Source organism: Lishizhenia sp. (assembly GCF_057456495.1).
Genome location: NZ_JBVCPV010000038.1, coordinates 1 through 18,936, shown reverse-complemented (window position 1 = coordinate 18,936; position 18,936 = coordinate 1). Strand labels below are relative to the sequence as shown.

Sequence of the window (18,936 nt, the reverse complement as noted above, 5' to 3'; positions counted from 1 at the left end):
GTGTCTTTAGATCTTCCTACGTGATTGGGGAATTTTGTGGATGATTTTATCGTTAAATGGTATCCATGGAAGTGGATTGAATGTAAGGACTGTCCTGTATTGACCATGTATATCAAGATTGTATCTCCCATATTACCGATAACTCTAGCATTCGAATCGTTGTTGATGTGAGGGTTACTTTTTCCGTTAATGGTGAAATAATCAGGGTAGTATGCATTCCAATCAACGGATGTACCTTGATTTAAGGATTCGTTGTATGCACTTTGATGCTCTTTCATGTTCCAATAAAAACTACTTGCTGAAGAGCTAGGATTTTTTACGACAATCATTCCTCCTAAACCCATATATCTGTAGGCTTCCGAAAGACTATGGTCATAGTAAATGTGTGCACCAAAATCTTGATAAGTAAAAGAAATAGTGGCTGTATCATCTGGTGCAATTAGGGTGGCTATATTGGATATGTCCTTTATATCAAAGCCATGAGATACGCTATCTGTGTTTATAACTGTCAAAACCATTTGGTCTCCCATGTTCATTATCAATCGTTCGTTTTCATTTGAAAAAACGGAGGAAGAGTTAAATGCAAAATATGGAATGTTCGTGTTATCAACAGTGGTCATTTCACCTCTATTAATATATAAAGTATCCTCGATTACAGCAGCATAGGATTGTTGGAAGCCCACAATGCAAAAAGCGAAGAGTACTAGACTCTTCGCAAGCTTATTAATATTCATAAACAGAATTATTTAATCACTAATCTTTTTGATATTACTTCGTTGTCTGATGTTTTAATAGCGACGATGTATACTCCCTTTTTTAAAGTTGAAACATCTACCAAAGATTCTTCATTTCCTTCAATGAATAAAACCTCTTCACCTAGACTGTTAAAAACCTGGGCAGTATAAGTACCTTTACCTTTAATGGAGAATTTGTCATTTGTTGGGTTAGGGAAAATAGAAAAGTCAACTAAATCTGTCTGGTCAACGCTAGCGGTTTGAGGATCCCAAGAAATTTCCCATGATACAGTATCTCCTCGCGTTGGATCATTGGCATCGTATACATAAATTTCTACTTTACCCGATCCCGCATTTGAACCCGTGGTTAAATTCAATTTAAACCATCCGGTTACACCGTTTTGAGCTTCAGATTGGGTTATAGGTGACATAGATCCGCTTGCTGGAATCCCAACAGCACAACCTCCATAATCGCATAAAGAATAACTCCAAGATGCCGGAAGTGTGTTCGAAACTAATTCCCAATTATATTGAATAGCTTCGGGAGAAGGTGTATTGATGTCAATATCATAGCCTTCGAAATTTGGGTTTTGTACGGTAGCTACCCAGTGTTGTTCAATTGGGTATATAAAGTCTTGAGCGTTAGTGGTAATTGATAAGACTAGTGTAAGCAATGTTAAGTAGAAGTTCTTCATTTTAATGTTTTATAGTTTGCGTTTCTAAGGTAAATTTTTTTTGAAGGTGTAAAAAAGGATGTTTTCAATATAGTTGGAGTCCTATCTGTGAATTTTACAAATTTCTCTTTTGACCTAATGGGGGAACAGTTTGTATTTTTTGAAGTCTATCATGCTTTGTCAATTAACGACTTAAAAATAGATTTAATAGTTTTTTAATACAAAATGATAGTAATACTATTATATTTGTAAGTGCTCGTATAATTAATATGGAAGGCTTTAAAGGAAAAATATCAATTCAAGTTAGCGAAAAGGTTTATTTAAAACAGCCTGATTCGTCAGCTCTGGGGAAGAAAATTGTCTCAGGTGCTATTGATATGATAGATGAAAAGGGATTTGAAGATTTCACATTTAAAAAATTAGCCAAGGCCATTTCATCCACGGAAGCATCCATCTATCGATATTTTACCTCAAAGCATAATTTATTGGTTTACCTTATACTTTGGTATTGGGGTTGGCAAGAGTACAGGTTAATTTTGGCGACCACAAACGTGGAAGACCCGAGAGAGCGACTGAAAAAAGCCTTGAAAGTTTTAGTAGAAAAAACTGTAATTGATACAACGTTCTCTCAAGTTGATGAAGAAAAACTTCAACGCATAGTTATTTCGGAATCAGGGAAAGCTTATTTTAGCAAAGCGGTTGACCATGAAAATGAAATGGGCTATTTTAAGCAATACAAAGATGTTGTACAAGGTGTGGCAGATTTGGTGTTGGATGTGAATCCAAACTTCAAGTATCCACACATGTTGGTTTCCACGGTTATCGGAGGAGCTCAACATCAACGTTATTTTGCAGAGCATTTGCCCAAACTTACCGATGTGATTGAAGGGGAGGATGCGATTAGTGATTTTTATTTAGACCTCGTATTTAAAGAAATAGAAGCTTGAGAAAAGAAGATTTGACATACAGATTTTTATTGCGCAGTGGATTCATTCTGTTGTTCATGGGCTTTTTTATTTTCTTAAATATAGGCTTCACCACCGTTTCCGAAGATGGAAAGCTTAGCTTTTTAATAGAACAAACAGGAGAAGATGTGGATGGTGAAGAAATCCCGTCGTTTGATTTGGAGGAGGAACTCTTTAGTGAAAATACGCTTGCAATTCCCGCTGTATTCGAAGGCGATGAACAAGCGATGAAAGAAATGGCACTGTTACTACCCAATAGTATGAATTACTTGCCCACTACACCACCTCCAGAGCTTTAATTTGCATTAAAGCCTGATCCCGCCTGCCCTAAATTTAACTTTTGAAACATACTATGAAGAGAACTTTGAGTCCCATCAACAGATTTTGGTTATTGTTAAAACCTGATGGGAAAGAAATAAGAAATATTTACGTTTACGCCTTCTTTAATGGGTTGGTGAGTTTGTCTCTGCCTGTTGGTATACAAGCAATAATCAACTTAATACAAGGGGGGCAAATGACCACTTCCTGGGTTGTACTTGTCTCTTTTGTAATACTGGGGATTATCTTTTCTGGAATTCTTCAAATTAATCAATTAAAGATTACAGAGAATTTGCAACAAAAGATTTTTACAAGAGCCGCTTTTGAGTTTGCCTACCGTGTGCCTCGCGTAAAACTTGAGGCAATTTATAGACATTATGCACCTGAATTGATGAACAGGTTTTTCGATGTGGTAGCTGTTCAAAAGGGACTTTCTAAAGTATTGATTGATTTCTCTACGGCATCTATTCAAACTATATTTGGTTTAATACTCTTGTGTTTATACCATCCCTTCTTTATTGTTTATAGTATGGTGTTGGTAGTTTTAGTGTACGCCATTTTTAAATTAACAAGTGCAAAAGGCTTATCAACAAGTTTAACAGAATCTAAACACAAATATACCGTAGTGCACTGGTTAGAAGAGATGGCGCGCTCGAGTATAGGTTTTAAATTGGCCGGTAATGCAGAGTTACCTATGCGTAGGGTGAATAATTACACCGAAGAGTATATCGATTCGAGAGATCAGCACTTTAGAATTTTAAAGTTGCAATACATACTCATGGTAGCCTTTAAGGTGTTGGTAGCTGCAGGTTTGTTAATCGTTGGTTCTGTTTTAGTAATGGAACAGCAAATGAATATTGGAGAATTCGTTGCGGCAGAAATCATTATTCTTTTGGTAATGGGATCTGTAGAGAAAATTATCCAAAGTTTAGAGACTATTTATGACCTATTGGCTTCTATTGAAAAGATAGCTCAGGTGACAGATTTAGAGTTAGAATCAAACATCGGGATGAGCGTTGAAGAGGAGGAATGTGAAGGAGGAATGTCCGTGGAAGTAAAGGATGTATCTTTTTCTTACCCTTATGAAAAGGAGTTGGTGATTAAAAACCTAAACCTTCGCATCGAAGGAGGTTCCAACGTATTGTTAACGGGGGCTTCTAATGAGGGGAAATCTACATTGTTGTATTTGATATCCAATCTTTACCTTCCTATCCAAGGTAGTTTGATATTGAATGAATTACCTGCGCGTAATTACAATCCACAAAAGTTAAGAGAATCTATGGGGGCTTTATTCTTAAACGAAACTTTGTTTGAGGGTACAGTTTTGGAAAACATTACAATGGGTAGGGATAGAGCGACCATGGAAAATGTGAAGTGGGCATTGAAGAATGTGGGCTTAACGCGTTATATAAAATCCTTGCCGGATGGATTGTCTACGCAAATATCTCCGCAGGGCAAACAATTTTCTAAAGGTGTTGTAGATAAATTATTATTGGCTAGAACGATAGTAGATCGTCCGAAATTACTCTTGTTGAAGGATGTGTTTTCTTCAATGGGTGAAGCGGAGAAGTTAGAAATTGTAAAGTTTTTAACCAACAAAGAAAATGGTTGGACCTTGATTATGGTTTCTAATTCTATAGAAATTAGAAGTATGATGGATCGCGTTCTAGAAGTGAAGGATAAATCAATTAAAGACCTGAAGTAAGATGTTAAATATTTCTCATAACAAAGTATATAAGCACGTTAGAAAAGGGAATTATTCTACTTTGGTTAACGTAGAGGCGAAAACAACGAGTAAAGTACTTAGAAGTATACTTTTGTCTTTGTTTATTGTTGTAATCATCACCTCTTTTTTACCGTGGACACAAACCATAAGATCTGAAGGGTTTGTCACAACTTTAAAACCAGAGCATAGACCACAGCGATTGAATTCTGTGATCGGAGGTCAGGTAGAAACATGGTTTGTACAAGAGGGTGATTTTGTATCGAAAGGTGATACCATCTTGAAAATTAAAGAAATTAAAGATGCTTACTTCGATGAAAAATTATTAAATCGTACAAAAAACCAAGTAGATCTTAAAAAGAAATCTGCTACTAACTATGGCGATAAAGTTAAGTTGATTGATCAGCAAATGGCAGTGCTAAAGGCGCAAAGAGATTTGAGTTTGTCACAAGCGGAAAACAAGTTGCAACAGGCCATTTTGAAGGTGCAAAACGATAGTATTAACGCCACGGCAGAAGCAACGAATTATGCAATTGCGCAGCAGCAATTCAATCGTATGGATAGTTTGTACCGTCAAGGGTTAAAGTCTAAATACGATTTTGAACAAAGAAAATTAAAACTTCAACAGACGCAAGCCTATGCCTTATCTGCAAGGAACAAATGGTTAAATGCAAAAAATGAAGTAACGAATCTTCGTATCAATTTGAACAACATACAAGTAAAGTTTCAAAGTGATTTGAACAAGTTGCAATCAGAACGAATTTCTACCTTAACTCAACAAAATGAGGCAGAGGGAAGTGTAAATAAATTAGAAAATACCTACAGTAATTATCAATTTAGAAATGGATTGTACTTCATTACCGCTCCTCAAAATGGTTACATCACTAAAACGGCTACCTACGGGATAGGAGAAATCATTAAGGAAGGGGAAGAAATTCTTTCTTTCATGCCTATGGATTATGAATTGGCCTTAGAACTCTATGTAGAGCCTATTGATTTACCTTTGATTCAGGTCAGCGAGGAGGTGCGTATACAGTTTGATGGTTGGCCTGCGATTATTTTCTCAGGATGGCCCAATGCATCGCACGGTACCTATAGTGGGAAGATATACGCTATCGATCAATTTATTTCTTCCAATGGAAAATATAGGGTGTTAGTGATGCAAGACCCCGATAAGATTCCTTGGCCAGATGCACTTAGAGTAGGTTCTGGAGCATCCAATTTAATTTTATTAGGAGACGTTCCTGTTTGGTACGAACTCTGGCGTAATGTGAATGGCTTCCCACCAGAATATTACAAAGCCAAAGAACAAAAAGATAAAAAAGCGAAAAAATGAAGCAATTAATATGTATTGGTTTGTTGTTTCCTTTTTTGCTGGTGGCGCAAACTCAACTTCAAGATAGCTCAAATACCTTCAGTTATGAGGAGTATATGAATGTTGTCATGCAACATCATCCAATGGCCTATCAGGCGCAATTAAAGTTGGAAAGTGGTGATGCTTATTTGCAAAAAGGGAGAGGTGGCTTTGATCCAAAACTGTTGGGAGATGCCCAACAAAAATACTACGATGGCAAACAGTATTATAGTTATTTGCACGGTGGGTTAAAGGTTCCTACTTGGTTTGGTATTGAGTTAATGGCAGGGTATGACAATAACATGGGGTACCGCTTAAATGAAGAAAGTTATACGCCCGATTTAGGACTGTGGAATGCCGGGATTGCTGTCAACTTAGGGCAAGGTTTGTTTATAGATCAGCGAAGAGCGGATTTGAAACAGGCCAAGTTAATGCAACAAAATACGGTTCAGGAACAAAAGTTAATGCTCAATGAGTTAAAGCTACAAGCTGCTCAGGCCTATTTTGATTGGTACAAAGCCTATACAAAACGCAATTTATTGGAAGACAATCTATCTTTGGTTCAGGTAAGGTTAATCAATTTAAGAGAGAGCGTTAAATATGGAGATATTCCCGCCGTTGATACGCTTAAGGCGAGTATTCAGGTACAAGATAGAAAGCTGAAATTTATGCAGGCAGAAGTGGAACTCACCAACAAACGTATTTGGTTAAACACCTACTTGTGGCAAGATGGATTTTTGCCTTTAGAGGTGGATAGTTTACAAGTCCCAGCGTTAAATTCTGTGGCACAACCTGCTCTGGTAGACCTAGAAAATACCGTTGACACGCATCCGGAAATCTTGCTGTTTCAGAATGACATTAGAGGTGTGATGATAGATACCCGCATGAAAAGGGAAGCGTTAAAGCCAAAATTTGAAGTGAAGTATAATGCCTTGGGTGATCAAACCGGAAATGGAATTCTTCAGGATTACACCTTGAATAATTATAAGTGGGGGGCGACCTTTGCTTATCCTATCTTCACGCGAAAGGAAAGAGCCAATGTAAAGCTGAATGAAATTAAACTGGAGACACAAGAAAGTAAGCTGTTGTTGAAAAAAACGCAGTTGTCTTACAAAATTGAAAGTGTACAAAATTCATTGAACAATACCATCCAGCAGATAGCTGTGCAAGAGCGTGCTGTAGAAATGTATCAATCTTTGTTGGATGCGGAACAGAGCCTTTTTGATGCCGGCGAATCTTCTCAATTTTTAATCAATACCAGAGATCAGAATTTGTTAGCGGCGAGAATTAAATTAATCGAATTATACTACACCAGAAATATGCTCAAAGCTCAGTTAGACTATGTTCGCTGTAATTTGTAATGGGTCTAAACTAGTAGGATTTAGAAAGTGTTTACTTAAGCGCTTTTATATATCTTTAAAATAAAATGCGCGCTTTACTTTATACCTTTCTTGTGTTCGTTTTGATGAGCTGTGAGAATGCTCCATTGACACAATTAAAAGAAAACCTTTCGGGGACTTGGGAAATAAGAAATGACCAAGGAGAACTCTTTTTTAAAGAGAAGTGGTATGAGAAAGGAAATCAGTTTTTAGGTGAAGGTCAACGCTTTAGAGAGGGGAGGTTGGTTTTTACGGAGCATTTGGAATTGAAAGAAATTGAGGGTGAACTTTTCTATTTAGTTGAAGATGTAAATCCAGATCCGACGAGTTTTAAGATCAATTATTTTTCAGAAAAGGAGTTCCTAGCAGAAAATTTAGACAATAGTTTTCCAAAGTATATTCATTACAAAATCAGTGCAGATTCTATAGGTGCGTTAGTGTATGGAGACGATGATACTTTGCGTTTTAAAATGCTAAGAGTGAGGTGAAACTGGTAATTCGCTCAAAGATTTACTTTCTTTGCAAAAAAACACACGCACTATCATGAAAAAAGAATTAACAAAGCGCAGCAACGGAAACTGTGAGATTTGTGGAGCTGAAGCTACTGCTATATATACTGTTGCACCGAAAGATGCCAATGATATTAATGGAAATGTTCACCTATGTTCTACTTGTAATGATCAATTAACAGGTGCAGCAGAAGTGGATGGTAATCACTGGAGATGTTTGAATGATGCCATGTGGAGCGAAGTAGATGCCGTGAAGGTAATAGCTTACCGCATGTTACACCAATTGAAAGGTGAAGGTTGGCCAATGGATTTGATTGACATGATTTACCTAGAAGATGATGTATTGACTTGGGCCAAAGAAGGTGTTGAGGATGAAAATGCAGTGAAACACGTGGATAGTAATGGTGCTGTTTTAGAAAATGGTGACTCTGTTGTATTGATCAAAGACTTGAAAGTTAAAGGGGGTGGTTTTACAGCAAAACGTGGAACAGCAGTAAGAAATATTACGCTGGTACAAGATAACCCGGAGCATATTGAGGGTAAGGTAGAAGGACAACGCATAGTAATTCTGACTCAGTACGTTAAGAAATAATCAAATCGTAAATATTTGTTTGATGCAAATACTTTTTTAGTATTTTCGAAACAAATTTAGAAGTAAAAAATGATTGAAGAATTAGAAAACTACGTTGAGCAAGGTGAATTTGACTTGCATGATTTTGATGATCTAGATGTAGTTGTAGATGACCTACCCAATGAACCTGGAGTAATTTCTGTTTACAGTATTGTAGGTGGAAAAGAGAATTTTGTTTTTATCGCCTCTTCCGGAGAAGTAGATAAACAAGGGAGTTATGGAAAAAACACCTTGAAAAGTTTGTTCAACAAAAAAAATGCAGCTTGTGATATGCAAGAGGTGTTTGAAGAACAGTTTGCAAAAAATAATGCAGATTCTTACCGCGTGTATTGGTTTGTAACTTCGGATAAAGAATTTTTTGATATACCGAACTTTGTAAAGGGAAGAGTGATGCAAGAGTATTTTGACATGCACAATGAACTTCCTCCTTGGAACGATAAGTTTTAAGTACAGAGCAAGTAAAAGATATAAAAGTCACTCCGTTTGGGGTGACTTTTTTGTTTTATGTCGTGCACAAACATCTAGGTTCTTTCAAATTGCACTAATTTTCAGCTACCAAAATTTATCAAGTGAAAATGTCGGTTGGGGTTGTGATTACAATAATATTAGTATTGCTTTTTTTATTAAAGCTCTACGTTTATAGAGGAATGTATCAAGCGAGTTTATCGCTTTGGTTTACACGATCTTATTTTGCCGTTTCGGCGCTGGTGTTTTTCATTGGTGTAGCAGTGTTTTACAGATTGTTTACTCAAGGAGGTGCTCCTAGTTTTTGGAGTAATTTCTTTAGTGCTTTGATGTTTACGTTTACAATCGTAGAACTTTTAATGAGTGCGGTATTCTTTTTAGATGATGTTTTGATTTTCTTTAATTGGATAGGTGAGAAGTTTACGCGTAAAGAAACTGTAGAACTGGTAACGGAACGTAGAAGGTTCATTAAAATGGCGGGGTTAGGTTTAGCTGCGATACCTTTTGCTTCTTTTTTATATGGAATAACCAAAGGGAAATATGCCTACAAAATTCACAAGGTAAAACTTGCCGCGAAAGACTTGCCCAAAGCTTTTCACGGATTTAAAATTGTACAGTTTTCTGATTTTCACTCGGGTTCTTTTGACTCCTTGGAAAGTGTGAAAAGGGGAGTAGATTTAATGCAAGAGCAAAATGCTGATTTGATCCTTTTTACCGGTGATATTGTGAATTCTGACGCTAAGGAGATCTTGCCTTACAATCATTTATTGAAGAATCTTAGTGCTCCTTTTGGTAAGTATGCCGTACTCGGAAATCACGATTATGCTATACATGGGCGTGGAAGGGCAGATCAAGCCATTGTTCAGCAAAGTGTGATAGATGTAAGTAAGAATCACCAAGATGCTGGTTTTGAAATGTTACACAACAGAAATGTTACCCTCAGCAAAGACGGCGAACAAATTAAATTGGTTGGAGTAGAAAACTGGGGGACAGGTTTTATACAACGCGGTGATATTCATAAGGCTTACGAAGGTGTAAATGACGGAGAGTTTAACATTTTAATGTCGCACGATCCAACGCACTGGGATGCGCAAATAAAAGATTTCCCTAAGAAGGTACACTTGACTTTGTCGGGTCACACGCACGGAACACAAATGGGGGTAGAAATAGGTGATTTCAAATGGAGTCCGTCTAAATACATCTACAAACAATGGGCAGGACTTTATACGGAAGGAGAACAAAATCTTTACGTGAACCGCGGATTTGGATTCCTAGGTTTTGCAGGTAGAGTAGGAATATTACCTGAAATTACGGTGATAGAGTTGGAACAAGCATAACTCAATTCAAACAGCGATAGTAATGGCAGCGAGGTGCTGCACTTAAAAGATATAAAACAATAAAACCCGCAGCGACATTAGAAGCTGCGGGTTTTTATGTTTTGTTTTTAAGGGTAAACCGACTAAAATGGATAGCGCGGCTGTTTGCCTAAAAAAAAGTCCTTAATATTTGTGTTTGTTCGCAATTCTTACCAAGCTCAACATTACCGGAACTTCGATGAGTACACCTACCACCGTTGCCAAGGTTGCACCTGAATTTAAACCGAAAATAGAAATGGCCACGGCCACGGCTAATTCGAAGAAATTACTGCTTCCGATAAGCGCGGAAGGAGCACAAATTTGGTGGGGAAGTTTTAAGAATTTACCCGTAAACCAACTGGCGAAAAAGATGAAGTACGTTTGAATAGCCAAAGGCACGGCGATTAATAATATTGCAAATGGATCGTTAACGATTTTATCTCCTTGGAAGGCAAAAATCAATACCAAAGTAGCCAAAAGAGCGACTATAGAAAGTGGTTTTAAGGCTTTTAAGAATTTATTCTCAAACCATTCTTTACCGCGTTTCTTGATGAGTCTTTTGTGACTGAAATATCCTGCAGTCAAAGGCAATACCACAAAAATGAATACAGAACTAAACAAGGCATCGTAAGGAATGTCTAGTGCTTGTCCTTCCGTGTTTGTAAACTCTATACCAAAAAGGTAAAAGAGAAAACTTACAATGGGAATGAAAAGGACTAAAAGGATTAAATCGTTCAGTGCGACTTGTACCAAGGTGTAATTGGCGTTTCCTTTCGTGAGGTAAGACCAAACAAAAACCATAGCTGTACAAGGAGCTGCACCTAATAAGATAGCTCCCGCCAAGTATTCATTAGCCAATTCTGGACTCAACCAATTATTGAAAACTATATGAAAGAAAAAGTAAGACACCAAAGCCATTGAGATGGGTTTTATAAGCCAATTTACTGTGGCTGTAAGTCCCAACCCCCTTACGTGTTCGTTTACTCTCCCCAGTTGCGCAAAGTCGATTTGCACCATCATGGGGTAAATCATTAACCAAACTAAGATAGCTACGGGGATGTTTACTGTAGATATATTGAATTCAGCGATAGGAGTGATGGCGTCTTGGAAAAAATGTCCGAGTGTTACACCTGCCACTATACAAATGGCTACCCATAGGGTTAAGTTTTTTTCGAAAAATCCGATTTTAGCTTCCATTTTATTGCTTTGAAAGTTGAGAGAAAATTGTGTGGAGGTCTTGGGCGATTTCTAAACTGCGTTCTTGGTACATTTTTGCTTCTAAATCTGTGTCGTCAAAAGCTTTAGGATCTTCGTAACGGTAAGGTATACGTGCCAAAGCTCCAGGAATAAACGGACAGTTTTCATCTGCATGATCACAGGTCATAAGCGCTACAAAGTTTTCTTTGGGTAGGCTGTCATCGTCTATGGTTTTCGACCATAATTCAATAGGAGCTACACCTTCAGCGAAAAACACTTTGTAAAGAGGATTTTCACCTTCTTCTGCTTGAATTTGGAATCCTTGTGCTTTTAGAGTTGCTATCGTTCTCGGGTTACATTCGGTAACTTCAGTTCCGGCAGAATAGCTTTTGATATTTAGCTGGAAATGATGCGCCAAAACATGCGCCCAAACTTGCCCCAATTGCGATCTTCTAGAATTGTGAGTACACACAAAAACGAGTTGGTTTTCTACTGTGTTGTGCGTATGTAAAAAGTCAAGGAGGTCTGTACTTTTGACCTCCTTGTTTTCTATGTTTTTGATGAGTTGTTTTATTTTCTCAAACATCTTTTACGATTTTAACAACATCCAGAACTTGGTGAACAACAGCTAGAAGCTTCTTCTTTAGTTGCCGTTAAATCTTGTAAGCTCATTTTTGGCTTAGATGCAGGAATTCCGCACTTATCTGGTGCCAAACAGTTGGTTAATTTGTTGGTTAAGGCAAAGTTTTCACCTTTTGTTTCAATTCCAAATTTACCGATAGTACCCGCTTGGTATTCTACTTCTATTTCAGCGTTAGGTAAGCCTAACTTCTCCACTGCCAAATCAATGATGTTAATTAATTTCTCTGGGTGCAAACGGTGATCGTAATCGTCGGCCTCCCACAACTGGAAGTTTACCACAGTTTCGTCTCTTAATACTCCACCGCAATCGATAAAGCTTTTTACTACTTTACCAACTTCTGTTACGTGGAAGTGAGCAGGTACCAATTCTCCGTTAGGTAGTTCAAATCCTAATCTTTCTTTTGTGCCTAATAAGGCTCTGAATTCTTGTAATTTCATATCTTTTATATTGCAATATTATGAGGAGTGCCGACAAATTTTTTTAACAGCACTTTTTAGTTTCTATACTCTCGAAAAAGAACCCAAGAGCGTTTTTGAAAGCATTCCAATTTTCTGTATTGATACAGTAATTCATGGCTTTACCTTCTATGTTTCCTTGGATGAGTCCTATGTTTTTTAACTCTTTTAAATGCTGAGAAATGGTTGCTTGTGCTAATCCCAATTCATCTACTAAGTGAGAGTTAATGCACTGTTCACTTTTTATTAAATACTGAAGAATGGCTATACGAGCAGGGTGAGCCAATACTTTGGCCATGTTTGCAATTTCGTTTTGCTCTTCTGTAAATAAATCTGTTTTTGTAAGTCCCATAATTATATATTGCAATATTACGATGTTAATTATTGACCACAAAATAAAAGGAGGTGAATTTTTGAAAACGGCAACTTAGGTTACATAAATATTAGCTTGCCTTTTTAACTTTGTAGGAAAAGAAAAGGACATGTTAGACGCGCAATATTGGGAAAACAGGTATCAGGAAAATCAGACAGGTTGGGACATTGGAAATGTTTCTACACCCATTAAAAATTATTTAGATGCTTTAGAAAATAAGGATGTGAAAATTTTATTTCCTGGTGCAGGTAGGGCTCATGAGGCAGAGTATGCACATAGATTAGGTTTTAAAAATGTATATGTGTTAGATTTTGCCCAAAGTGCAATAGAGGCTTTTAAAGAAAGAGTACCCGATTTTCCTGAAAAGCATTTGATTACAGGAGATTTTTTTGCCGTAAACCAGCAATTCGATTTAATTATAGAACAAACCTTCTTTTGTGCTATCGATCCTACATGGCGCCCGAAATATGTGGCTAAAATGAAAGAGCTAATAAAGCCAGAGGGGAAGTTAGTTGGGTTGTTTTTTGATACGGAGTTTGAAAAGCAAGGTCCGCCCTTTGGAGGTTGTAGCGACGATTACCATCAATTATTTTCAACTGCTTTTCAACAGGTTGAATTCAAAAAAGCCAATGATTCCATTACTCCTCGACTAGGGAAGGAAGTTTGGGCAGAGATTAGCAATCCGATTTAGTATCAGAAATTTCAATATTTTATTCAATTCGAAGGCTTGAATTCCTTAAATTCGTCTTCTCTCAAGGCAAAGAACTTTGAGTGAAGTGGCGAAGGATTAATCAAATACGTATAGTTTGTCGAACTTGAAAACAGGCTCATCGGTAGAAAGACCAAAGACTTTTTTGAATAATATTAAAGTTTTATGGGCGATCATTGGTGTGAGTTTAATATTACACATTATAGGCTGGTGGTTGGCTACTTCATTTTATGAAGATAAGTTTTGGGTGATGGAAACCGTACATACGGCCATTGAGGTCGCAGGGTCATCTTTAGCAATCATTGTAGCGTATTGGATTTACACTTTGAGTAAAGCCGGAATTGGCCCTTTGTACGCTGCACGTATTGCAGGTGCGCTTATATTGATGGCCATGTTTGATTCCTTTCATGCGCTTACTGAGGTGGGGAATCTATTTGTATGGTTTCATAGTTTAGCTACATTCTTGGGAGGTTTACTTTTTCTTTCCATCTGGTTACCTCTTCGCATAGATCAAAAGTTGAATTATAAGTTTTTGATCATTGTAATGCTTGCTGCCTGTGTTATTGGAGGACTTTCCTATTACTACGTAGATGCAATTCCGCTTATGGTGGAGGAAGGAAAGTTTACCATTACTTCCATTCTATTGAACTTATTGGGTGGAATATTTTTACTCTTATCATCGGTGCGTTTTATTTTGACGTATAGTAAAACAAGGAATACAGACGACCTTCTGTTTTTTCTTCACTGCGCACTTTTTGGTATGGCAGCTTTGATGTTTGAGCAGTCAGAAGTATGGGATTTTTCTTGGTGGACGTGGCACGTATTGAGATTTTTAGCATTTGTGGTGGCTTTTTGGTTTGTATTTCTTTCGCAAGACAAAATATTTAAAAGCTTAAAGAAGTCGGAGCAAAAGTTGAAAACCTATAATGAAGATTTACAAAGAGGGATAAGCTCTCAAACGAAAAGTTTGAAAGACAAAAACGATTTATTAGAGCAGTACACTTCGTTGGTTTCTCATGATTTGAAAGAACCAATTCGCTCAGTGGTTAGTTTAACTCAAATTTTTGAGGATAAGTATAGCGAAGGTTTAGATGATAGAGGCAAACAAATTATTACCTATATCAAAGATTCGGCGAAGAGAATGGATGAACTGGTGAATCAATTGCAAATTCAAGGAAAGATTGGTTACAACAGCCCACCCGAAACCGTTGATGTTAATGAATTGTTTCGGGTAATTAAGCGCGATTTACATCAGTATATAAAAGATAATAAAGCCAAATTAAACATAGGGAAAATGCCTGTGTTTACGGCATACCCCTTGGAACTTAGATTGCTTTTACAAAACATGGTGAGTAATGCTATAAAGTATTCCAAAGAAAATGAACATCCCGTGATTAACGTGAGCTGTGAAGATCAAGGGGATTACTATTTATTCAAAATAGCCGATAACGGTATTGGTATTGAGGAAAAAAACCAACAAAAGATTTTTGAGTTATTTTCTCGATTACATGGTAGAGGGAGATATGAAGGACTTGGGATAGGACTAGCACAAAGTAAACGTGTAGTGGAGTTACATGCCGGGGAAATTTGGGTGGAATCTGAACTAGGTAAAGGATCAACCTTTTCTTTTACCATCGCTAAAGACATCAGCTCTCATTTATAAAAAAGAATTCAAAGTTCATGCAACAATATTAGGGTGTGAAGCGTCTTTAGTATACCAGTACGCTTGCAGAACGTTTAATCTGTGAAATGTACTCAATTGCTTTTGAGCTGACTCTTGTTAACCAGGAGTCAGCTTTTTTGTTTCGCCGCTATTTTCCTTTCTTTCTAGCAGATAAGCTTTAGCTTTGTAGTAGAGACAATATTATATGACAAACACGAAATTCTTTTCACAAGTATTACCTGCAGATATAAAAACGACCAACGACATTCGCAAAGTGAGTGACGCTTGTTTTTCATGGGTGCAACCCTTACAACCTGAACAACCATGCTTGGTACAGTACAATACAAAGTTCGCGAATGAATTAGGTTTGAATTTTTCGAAAGAAGAGGCGCAGGAAGTATTTAGTGGGCAGAAAGATTATCCCAACCAAAGGCCTTATGCGATGTGTTATGGAGGTCACCAATTTGGGCATTGGGCCGGACAACTTGGTGATGGGAGAGCTATTAATATTGCAGAAATTGAAACTCCTTTAGGCGGGAAAACTCTGCAACTGAAAGGTGCTGGACCAACACCTTATTCTAGAAGTGCAGATGGCTTAGCAGTTTTACGTTCATCAATTAGAGAATATTTATGTAGCGAGGCAATGTTTCATTTAGGGGTACCCACAACTCGCGCTTTATCGCTTAGTTTAAGTGGAAACCAAGTGATGAGAGATGTATTGTACAATGGTAACCCTGCATTAGAACCTGGAGCAATTGTGTGTAGAGTCTCCTCTTCCTTTGTCCGTTTTGGTAGTTTCGAAATATTAGCGGCACGCAGGGAGAAGGAAAACCTGCAAAAATTATTGGATTTTGTAATTGAAGAGTATTACCCCGATTTAGGAGCTCCTTCTCAAGCCACATATGTTAATTTCTTCCAAGAATTAATGGAGCGCACCTTGGCTATGATTATTCATTGGGAGCGTGTTGGATTTGTGCATGGCGTAATGAATACAGATAATATGTCCATCTTAGGAGAAACCATAGATTATGGTCCTTACGGATGGTTAGAAGACTTCGATCCAAATTGGACACCCAATACCACGGATGCTGAGGGTAGAAGGTATAGGTTTGGAAACCAGGCGGCGATAGCCCTGTGGAATTTAAATAAATTGGGAAGCGCTATTTATCCTTTGATTGGCGAAGCTGAACCTTTGGAAAATATTCTCAATCAATTCAAGAAACGCTACTTTGTTCAGCGTGAGAAAATGTATTGCCAGAAACTTGGAATTAGCTACGGTAGTGATGAAGCCGCAGCATTGGTAGAAAAGGTACTTTTACTTTTAGAGAAAAGTAGTATGGATATGACCTTGTTCTGGAGAAGTTTGTCTTTATTCGATTATCAATCTCCGGAAGACCATTTTTCAGAGCTTTCGAAACATAGCTATTTAGAGGCAGATGAAATAACAGCGTTGAAAGAGGATTGGATAGCATGGTTAAAAGATTACGCGGTTCTGACTTTACAAGAAGGAGAAGCTGCCAGTGTGCGTAAACAAAAGATGAATGCGGTGAATCCGAAATACGTATTGCGCAACTACATGGCGCAATTGGCTATAGAAGCAGCAGAGAAAGATGATTTTAGCTTAGTGAATGAGTTGTTTGAGTTATTGCAAAACCCTTATGAGGAACAAGAGGAATATGAAAAGTGGTTCGCCAAACGTCCAGATTGGGCCCTCAATAAAGTAGGTTGCTCTATGCTTTCTTGCAGTAGCTAGATAAAAGATTTTAAAGAATTATAAGATTTAAAGCAGAACATAAGAAAATTACGTTCTGCTTTTTTATTTTCATACAAACGGCAAATTATGGAATACATCACAAGCATAGGAATAGGAGTACTTCTCGTATTAAACCTGCTTCTTTTGCTGCGTTCAAAGCAGAAAGGAAATGAAGAAGCTTTGGGAAAAATGCACCTAGAGCTTCAGGAGAATAGAAAAGAGCTTTTCCAAGAGTTCAGGGTGAACAGGGAAGAACTCAGAGCAAATGTTGAAATGCTGCAAAATCAGCTCATGCAACAATTAAAGTTGAGTGCAGATCAACAGCAACAACGCTTGGATAGATTAGAAAAGGTCTTGCAAGAGAATGCCAAAGAGGGGAGAGATACCTATCATACACAGATGAAAGAATTCCGTGAAGTTTTTGTACAACAGGTTTCACAAATGGTACAACTTCAAAAAGAAAAATTTGTGGAGATGAGTGATAAACAGGAAAAGTTGGTTGTTGCTACAGAAAAGCAATTGGAGAATATTCGTGTTACCGTGGATGAGAAGTTGCACAAAACGCTAGAAAATCGCTTAGGAGAATCTTTTAAAATTGTAAGTGATCGTTTAGAAAAGGTGCAGAAGGGATTAGGAGAAATGCAGAGTTTGGCGCATGGTGTAGGTGATTTAAAACGTGTGTTGACGAATGTGAAAACCCGCGGTGTACTCGGCGAAATTCAATTGGGAAATATTTTAGAACAAATCCTAGCACCAGAGCAATATGAGGCCAATGTAAAAACCAAAAAGAATTCTGGAGCTCACGTAGAATTTGCGATTAAACTTCCCGGTAAAAAACAAGGAGGGGATCCTGTTTACTTACCCATTGATGCTAAATTTCCTCAAGAAGATTATTTGCGCTTGCAACAAGCGTATGAAGTTGGAGATGCCGTCGGAATTGATACTGCTGCTAAGGCATTGCTCAATGCCATTAAGAAATTTGCCAAAGATGTAAGCGATAAATATTTAGATCCTCCAAATACAACAGACTTTGGTGTAATTTTTTTACCCATGGAAGGTTTGTATGCTGAGGTGGTAAAACACCCGGAATTGATAGCTGTTTTACAACGGGAGTATAAAATTATCATTGCCGGACCAACGACCCTGGCTGCCATGTTAAACTCACTACAAATGGGCTTCCAGACCTTGGCCATTCAAAAGCGAAGTTCTGAAGTATGGAAAGTACTCGAAGCTGTGAAAAAAGAATTCCACACTTTTGGCGGGGTGTTGGAGAAAGCACAAAAGAAATTGAATGCCGCGAGTGATGACTTAGATACTTTGGTGGGAACACGTACTAAAATGATGTTGAGTAAACTCAAAAAAATAAAAGAACTCAACTTAGACGAAGATCAAGAACCTACTCAATTACTTTAGTTGCAATTGTCACAAACTCCACGCAAATTAATCTCCATAGATTTGATAATGAAATTCTCTAACTCAAACTTTGGAGCTTGTGGCAATTCTATACAATAAATGCGTTCACAAACTTCACATTTGAAGTGTAAATGCTCGTGTTGATGTTCTCCATCTGCACATTCTTCCTCACAAAGGGCATAGGTTTTTTCTTCATTCGGAAGCGTGATTTCATGAATTACACCATTTTCAATAAAAAGTTTAAGGGTACGGTAGAGTGTAATTCTATCGTGCTTTCCTAAAGCATCTTCTATCTCTTTACTAGTGATAGCGTGATCTTTAGCATTGAATATGTTGACGATTTCTTTACGAAATGTCGTGGGCCTGATATTTTTTTTTGAAAAAACGTCCATAAACTTGCAACAATGTTGCGTTTAATTCTACTTTTGCAACATTGTTGCGAAAATAGAAAGAATTTATGAAAACCTTTTCAGTAATATCCCTTTTTTTATTTCTCTCTGGAATAGTGAGATGTCAATCACTGCAGGGAAGTGTGATGGATGCTGAAACGCAGTTACCCGTTGCATTCGCAAAAGTATTTGTGTTGGAGCTAGAAACAGGTGTTGTTACTGATAGTGTAGGTC

At 37.5% G+C, this 18,936-nt stretch carries 20 protein-coding genes; 13 read left to right on the top strand and 7 right to left on the bottom strand.

Annotated elements, in window-relative coordinates:
• On the bottom strand, window positions 1-734 hold a 734-nt coding region (locus AC22ZQ_RS04485), incomplete at its 3' end, for a cupredoxin domain-containing protein (RefSeq protein ID WP_318957502.1).
• Between the two features lie 8 nt (window positions 735-742).
• The gene (locus tag AC22ZQ_RS04480) at window positions 743-1,429 is read right to left on the bottom strand and encodes a T9SS type A sorting domain-containing protein (RefSeq protein WP_318957501.1); all 687 of its coding nucleotides are present in this window, start codon (window positions 1,427-1,429) and stop codon (window positions 743-745) included.
• Window positions 1,430-1,677: 248 nt separating this feature from the next.
• On the opposite strand from AC22ZQ_RS04480, the gene AC22ZQ_RS04475 reads away from it, so the two are divergent.
• The 9 genes from AC22ZQ_RS04475 (at window position 1,678) to AC22ZQ_RS04435 (ending at window position 10,089) form a co-directional block, all read left to right on the top strand.
• Window positions 1,678-2,355: a TetR/AcrR family transcriptional regulator gene (locus AC22ZQ_RS04475; RefSeq protein ID WP_318957500.1), complete on the top strand. Its 678-nt coding sequence runs from the start codon at window positions 1,678-1,680 to the stop codon at window positions 2,353-2,355.
• The gene (locus AC22ZQ_RS04470) at window positions 2,352-2,672 is read left to right on the top strand and encodes a hypothetical protein (protein WP_318957499.1); all 321 of its coding nucleotides are present in this window, start codon (window positions 2,352-2,354) and stop codon (window positions 2,670-2,672) included. Before AC22ZQ_RS04475 ends, AC22ZQ_RS04470 begins: the two co-directional genes overlap by 4 nt.
• 53 nt (window positions 2,673-2,725) lie before the next feature.
• The gene (locus AC22ZQ_RS04465) at window positions 2,726-4,396 is read left to right on the top strand and encodes a peptidase domain-containing ABC transporter (protein ID WP_318957498.1); all 1,671 of its coding nucleotides are present in this window, start codon (window positions 2,726-2,728) and stop codon (window positions 4,394-4,396) included.
• Between the two features lies 1 nt (window position 4,397).
• Window positions 4,398-5,750, top strand: coding sequence for an HlyD family secretion protein (locus AC22ZQ_RS04460; protein ID WP_318957497.1), 1,353 nt, complete (start codon window positions 4,398-4,400; stop codon window positions 5,748-5,750).
• Window positions 5,747-7,129, top strand: a complete 1,383-nt coding sequence (locus tag AC22ZQ_RS04455) for a TolC family protein (RefSeq protein ID WP_318957496.1) — start codon at window positions 5,747-5,749, stop codon at window positions 7,127-7,129. The genes AC22ZQ_RS04460 and AC22ZQ_RS04455 overlap by 4 nt, the downstream gene beginning before the upstream one ends.
• A 65-nt stretch (window positions 7,130-7,194) precedes the next feature.
• Window positions 7,195-7,635, top strand: a complete 441-nt coding sequence (locus AC22ZQ_RS04450; RefSeq protein WP_318957495.1) for a hypothetical protein — start codon at window positions 7,195-7,197, stop codon at window positions 7,633-7,635.
• A 55-nt stretch (window positions 7,636-7,690) separates the two neighbouring features.
• A complete protein-coding gene (locus tag AC22ZQ_RS04445) occupies window positions 7,691-8,248 on the top strand; it encodes a PhnA domain-containing protein (RefSeq protein ID WP_318957494.1) in 558 nt (185 codons plus the stop codon).
• A gap of 69 nt (window positions 8,249-8,317) precedes the next feature.
• Window positions 8,318-8,734: a hypothetical protein gene (locus AC22ZQ_RS04440; RefSeq protein ID WP_318957492.1), complete on the top strand. Its 417-nt coding sequence runs from the start codon at window positions 8,318-8,320 to the stop codon at window positions 8,732-8,734.
• A gap of 143 nt (window positions 8,735-8,877) precedes the next feature.
• Window positions 8,878-10,089, top strand: coding sequence for a metallophosphoesterase (locus tag AC22ZQ_RS04435; RefSeq protein ID WP_318957491.1), 1,212 nt, complete (start codon window positions 8,878-8,880; stop codon window positions 10,087-10,089).
• Window positions 10,090-10,251: 162 nt separating this feature from the next.
• On the opposite strand, the gene arsB is transcribed toward AC22ZQ_RS04435, so the two are convergent.
• Genes arsB through AC22ZQ_RS04415 form a run of 4 tightly spaced genes read right to left on the bottom strand, consistent with a single transcriptional unit; the run spans window position 10,252 to window position 12,754 of the window.
• A complete protein-coding gene (gene arsB / locus AC22ZQ_RS04430; protein WP_318957490.1) occupies window positions 10,252-11,304 on the bottom strand; it encodes an ACR3 family arsenite efflux transporter in 1,053 nt (350 codons plus the stop codon).
• A gap of 1 nt (window position 11,305) precedes the next feature.
• On the bottom strand, window positions 11,306-11,890 hold the full coding sequence (locus AC22ZQ_RS04425) for an arsenate reductase/protein-tyrosine-phosphatase family protein (RefSeq protein ID WP_318957489.1): 585 nt from the start codon (window positions 11,888-11,890) through the stop codon (window positions 11,306-11,308).
• An 11-nt stretch (window positions 11,891-11,901) separates the two neighbouring features.
• The gene (locus AC22ZQ_RS04420; protein WP_318957488.1) at window positions 11,902-12,384 is read right to left on the bottom strand and encodes a DUF6428 family protein; all 483 of its coding nucleotides are present in this window, start codon (window positions 12,382-12,384) and stop codon (window positions 11,902-11,904) included.
• A gap of 43 nt (window positions 12,385-12,427) precedes the next feature.
• Complete coding sequence (locus AC22ZQ_RS04415; RefSeq protein WP_090249187.1) at window positions 12,428-12,754, bottom strand: ArsR/SmtB family transcription factor; 327 nt, start codon at window positions 12,752-12,754, stop codon at window positions 12,428-12,430.
• A gap of 130 nt (window positions 12,755-12,884) precedes the next feature.
• On the opposite strand from AC22ZQ_RS04415, the gene AC22ZQ_RS04410 reads away from it, so the two are divergent.
• The 4 genes from AC22ZQ_RS04410 to AC22ZQ_RS04395 all read left to right on the top strand — a co-directional run bounded on the left by AC22ZQ_RS04410 (window position 12,885) and on the right by AC22ZQ_RS04395 (window position 18,313).
• Entirely contained in the window at window positions 12,885-13,466 is a 582-nt protein-coding gene (locus AC22ZQ_RS04410; protein ID WP_318957487.1) for a methyltransferase domain-containing protein, read from the top strand.
• A 163-nt stretch (window positions 13,467-13,629) separates the two neighbouring features.
• Entirely contained in the window at window positions 13,630-15,147 is a 1,518-nt protein-coding gene (locus tag AC22ZQ_RS04405) for a sensor histidine kinase (RefSeq protein WP_318957486.1), read from the top strand.
• Window positions 15,148-15,352: 205 nt separating this feature from the next.
• The gene (locus AC22ZQ_RS04400) at window positions 15,353-16,900 is read left to right on the top strand and encodes a protein adenylyltransferase SelO (RefSeq protein WP_318957485.1); all 1,548 of its coding nucleotides are present in this window, start codon (window positions 15,353-15,355) and stop codon (window positions 16,898-16,900) included.
• Between the two features lie 87 nt (window positions 16,901-16,987).
• Window positions 16,988-18,313: a DNA recombination protein RmuC gene (locus AC22ZQ_RS04395; protein WP_318957483.1), complete on the top strand. Its 1,326-nt coding sequence runs from the start codon at window positions 16,988-16,990 to the stop codon at window positions 18,311-18,313.
• Here the strand turns inward: AC22ZQ_RS04395 and AC22ZQ_RS04390 are convergent.
• Entirely contained in the window at window positions 18,310-18,705 is a 396-nt protein-coding gene (locus tag AC22ZQ_RS04390) for a Fur family transcriptional regulator (RefSeq protein ID WP_318957482.1), read from the bottom strand. The two genes, AC22ZQ_RS04395 and AC22ZQ_RS04390, sit on opposite strands and share 4 nt — an antisense overlap.
• Window positions 18,706-18,936 lie beyond the last annotated feature (231 nt).

Coding starts and splice junctions, on each gene's coding strand:
- AC22ZQ_RS04390 (WP_318957482.1), bottom strand. CDS start 18,705: ATGGACGTTTTTTCAAAAAAAAATATCAGGCCCACGACATTTCGTAAA.
- AC22ZQ_RS04425 (WP_318957489.1), bottom strand. CDS start 11,890: ATGTTTGAGAAAATAAAACAACTCATCAAAAACATAGAAAACAAGGAG.
- AC22ZQ_RS04480 (WP_318957501.1), bottom strand. CDS start 1,429: ATGAAGAACTTCTACTTAACATTGCTTACACTAGTCTTATCAATTACC.
- AC22ZQ_RS04450 (WP_318957495.1), top strand. CDS start 7,195: ATGCGCGCTTTACTTTATACCTTTCTTGTGTTCGTTTTGATGAGCTGT.
- AC22ZQ_RS04465 (WP_318957498.1), top strand. CDS start 2,726: ATGAAGAGAACTTTGAGTCCCATCAACAGATTTTGGTTATTGTTAAAA.
- AC22ZQ_RS04455 (WP_318957496.1), top strand. CDS start 5,747: ATGAAGCAATTAATATGTATTGGTTTGTTGTTTCCTTTTTTGCTGGTG.
- AC22ZQ_RS04475 (WP_318957500.1), top strand. CDS start 1,678: ATGGAAGGCTTTAAAGGAAAAATATCAATTCAAGTTAGCGAAAAGGTT.
- AC22ZQ_RS04415 (WP_090249187.1), bottom strand. CDS start 12,754: ATGGGACTTACAAAAACAGATTTATTTACAGAAGAGCAAAACGAAATT.
- AC22ZQ_RS04440 (WP_318957492.1), top strand. CDS start 8,318: ATGATTGAAGAATTAGAAAACTACGTTGAGCAAGGTGAATTTGACTTG.
- AC22ZQ_RS04420 (WP_318957488.1), bottom strand. CDS start 12,384: ATGAAATTACAAGAATTCAGAGCCTTATTAGGCACAAAAGAAAGATTA.
- AC22ZQ_RS04400 (WP_318957485.1), top strand. CDS start 15,353: ATGACAAACACGAAATTCTTTTCACAAGTATTACCTGCAGATATAAAA.
- AC22ZQ_RS04395 (WP_318957483.1), top strand. CDS start 16,988: ATGGAATACATCACAAGCATAGGAATAGGAGTACTTCTCGTATTAAAC.
- AC22ZQ_RS04460 (WP_318957497.1), top strand. CDS start 4,398: ATGTTAAATATTTCTCATAACAAAGTATATAAGCACGTTAGAAAAGGG.
- AC22ZQ_RS04445 (WP_318957494.1), top strand. CDS start 7,691: ATGAAAAAAGAATTAACAAAGCGCAGCAACGGAAACTGTGAGATTTGT.
- AC22ZQ_RS04410 (WP_318957487.1), top strand. CDS start 12,885: ATGTTAGACGCGCAATATTGGGAAAACAGGTATCAGGAAAATCAGACA.
- arsB (WP_318957490.1), bottom strand. CDS start 11,304: ATGGAAGCTAAAATCGGATTTTTCGAAAAAAACTTAACCCTATGGGTA.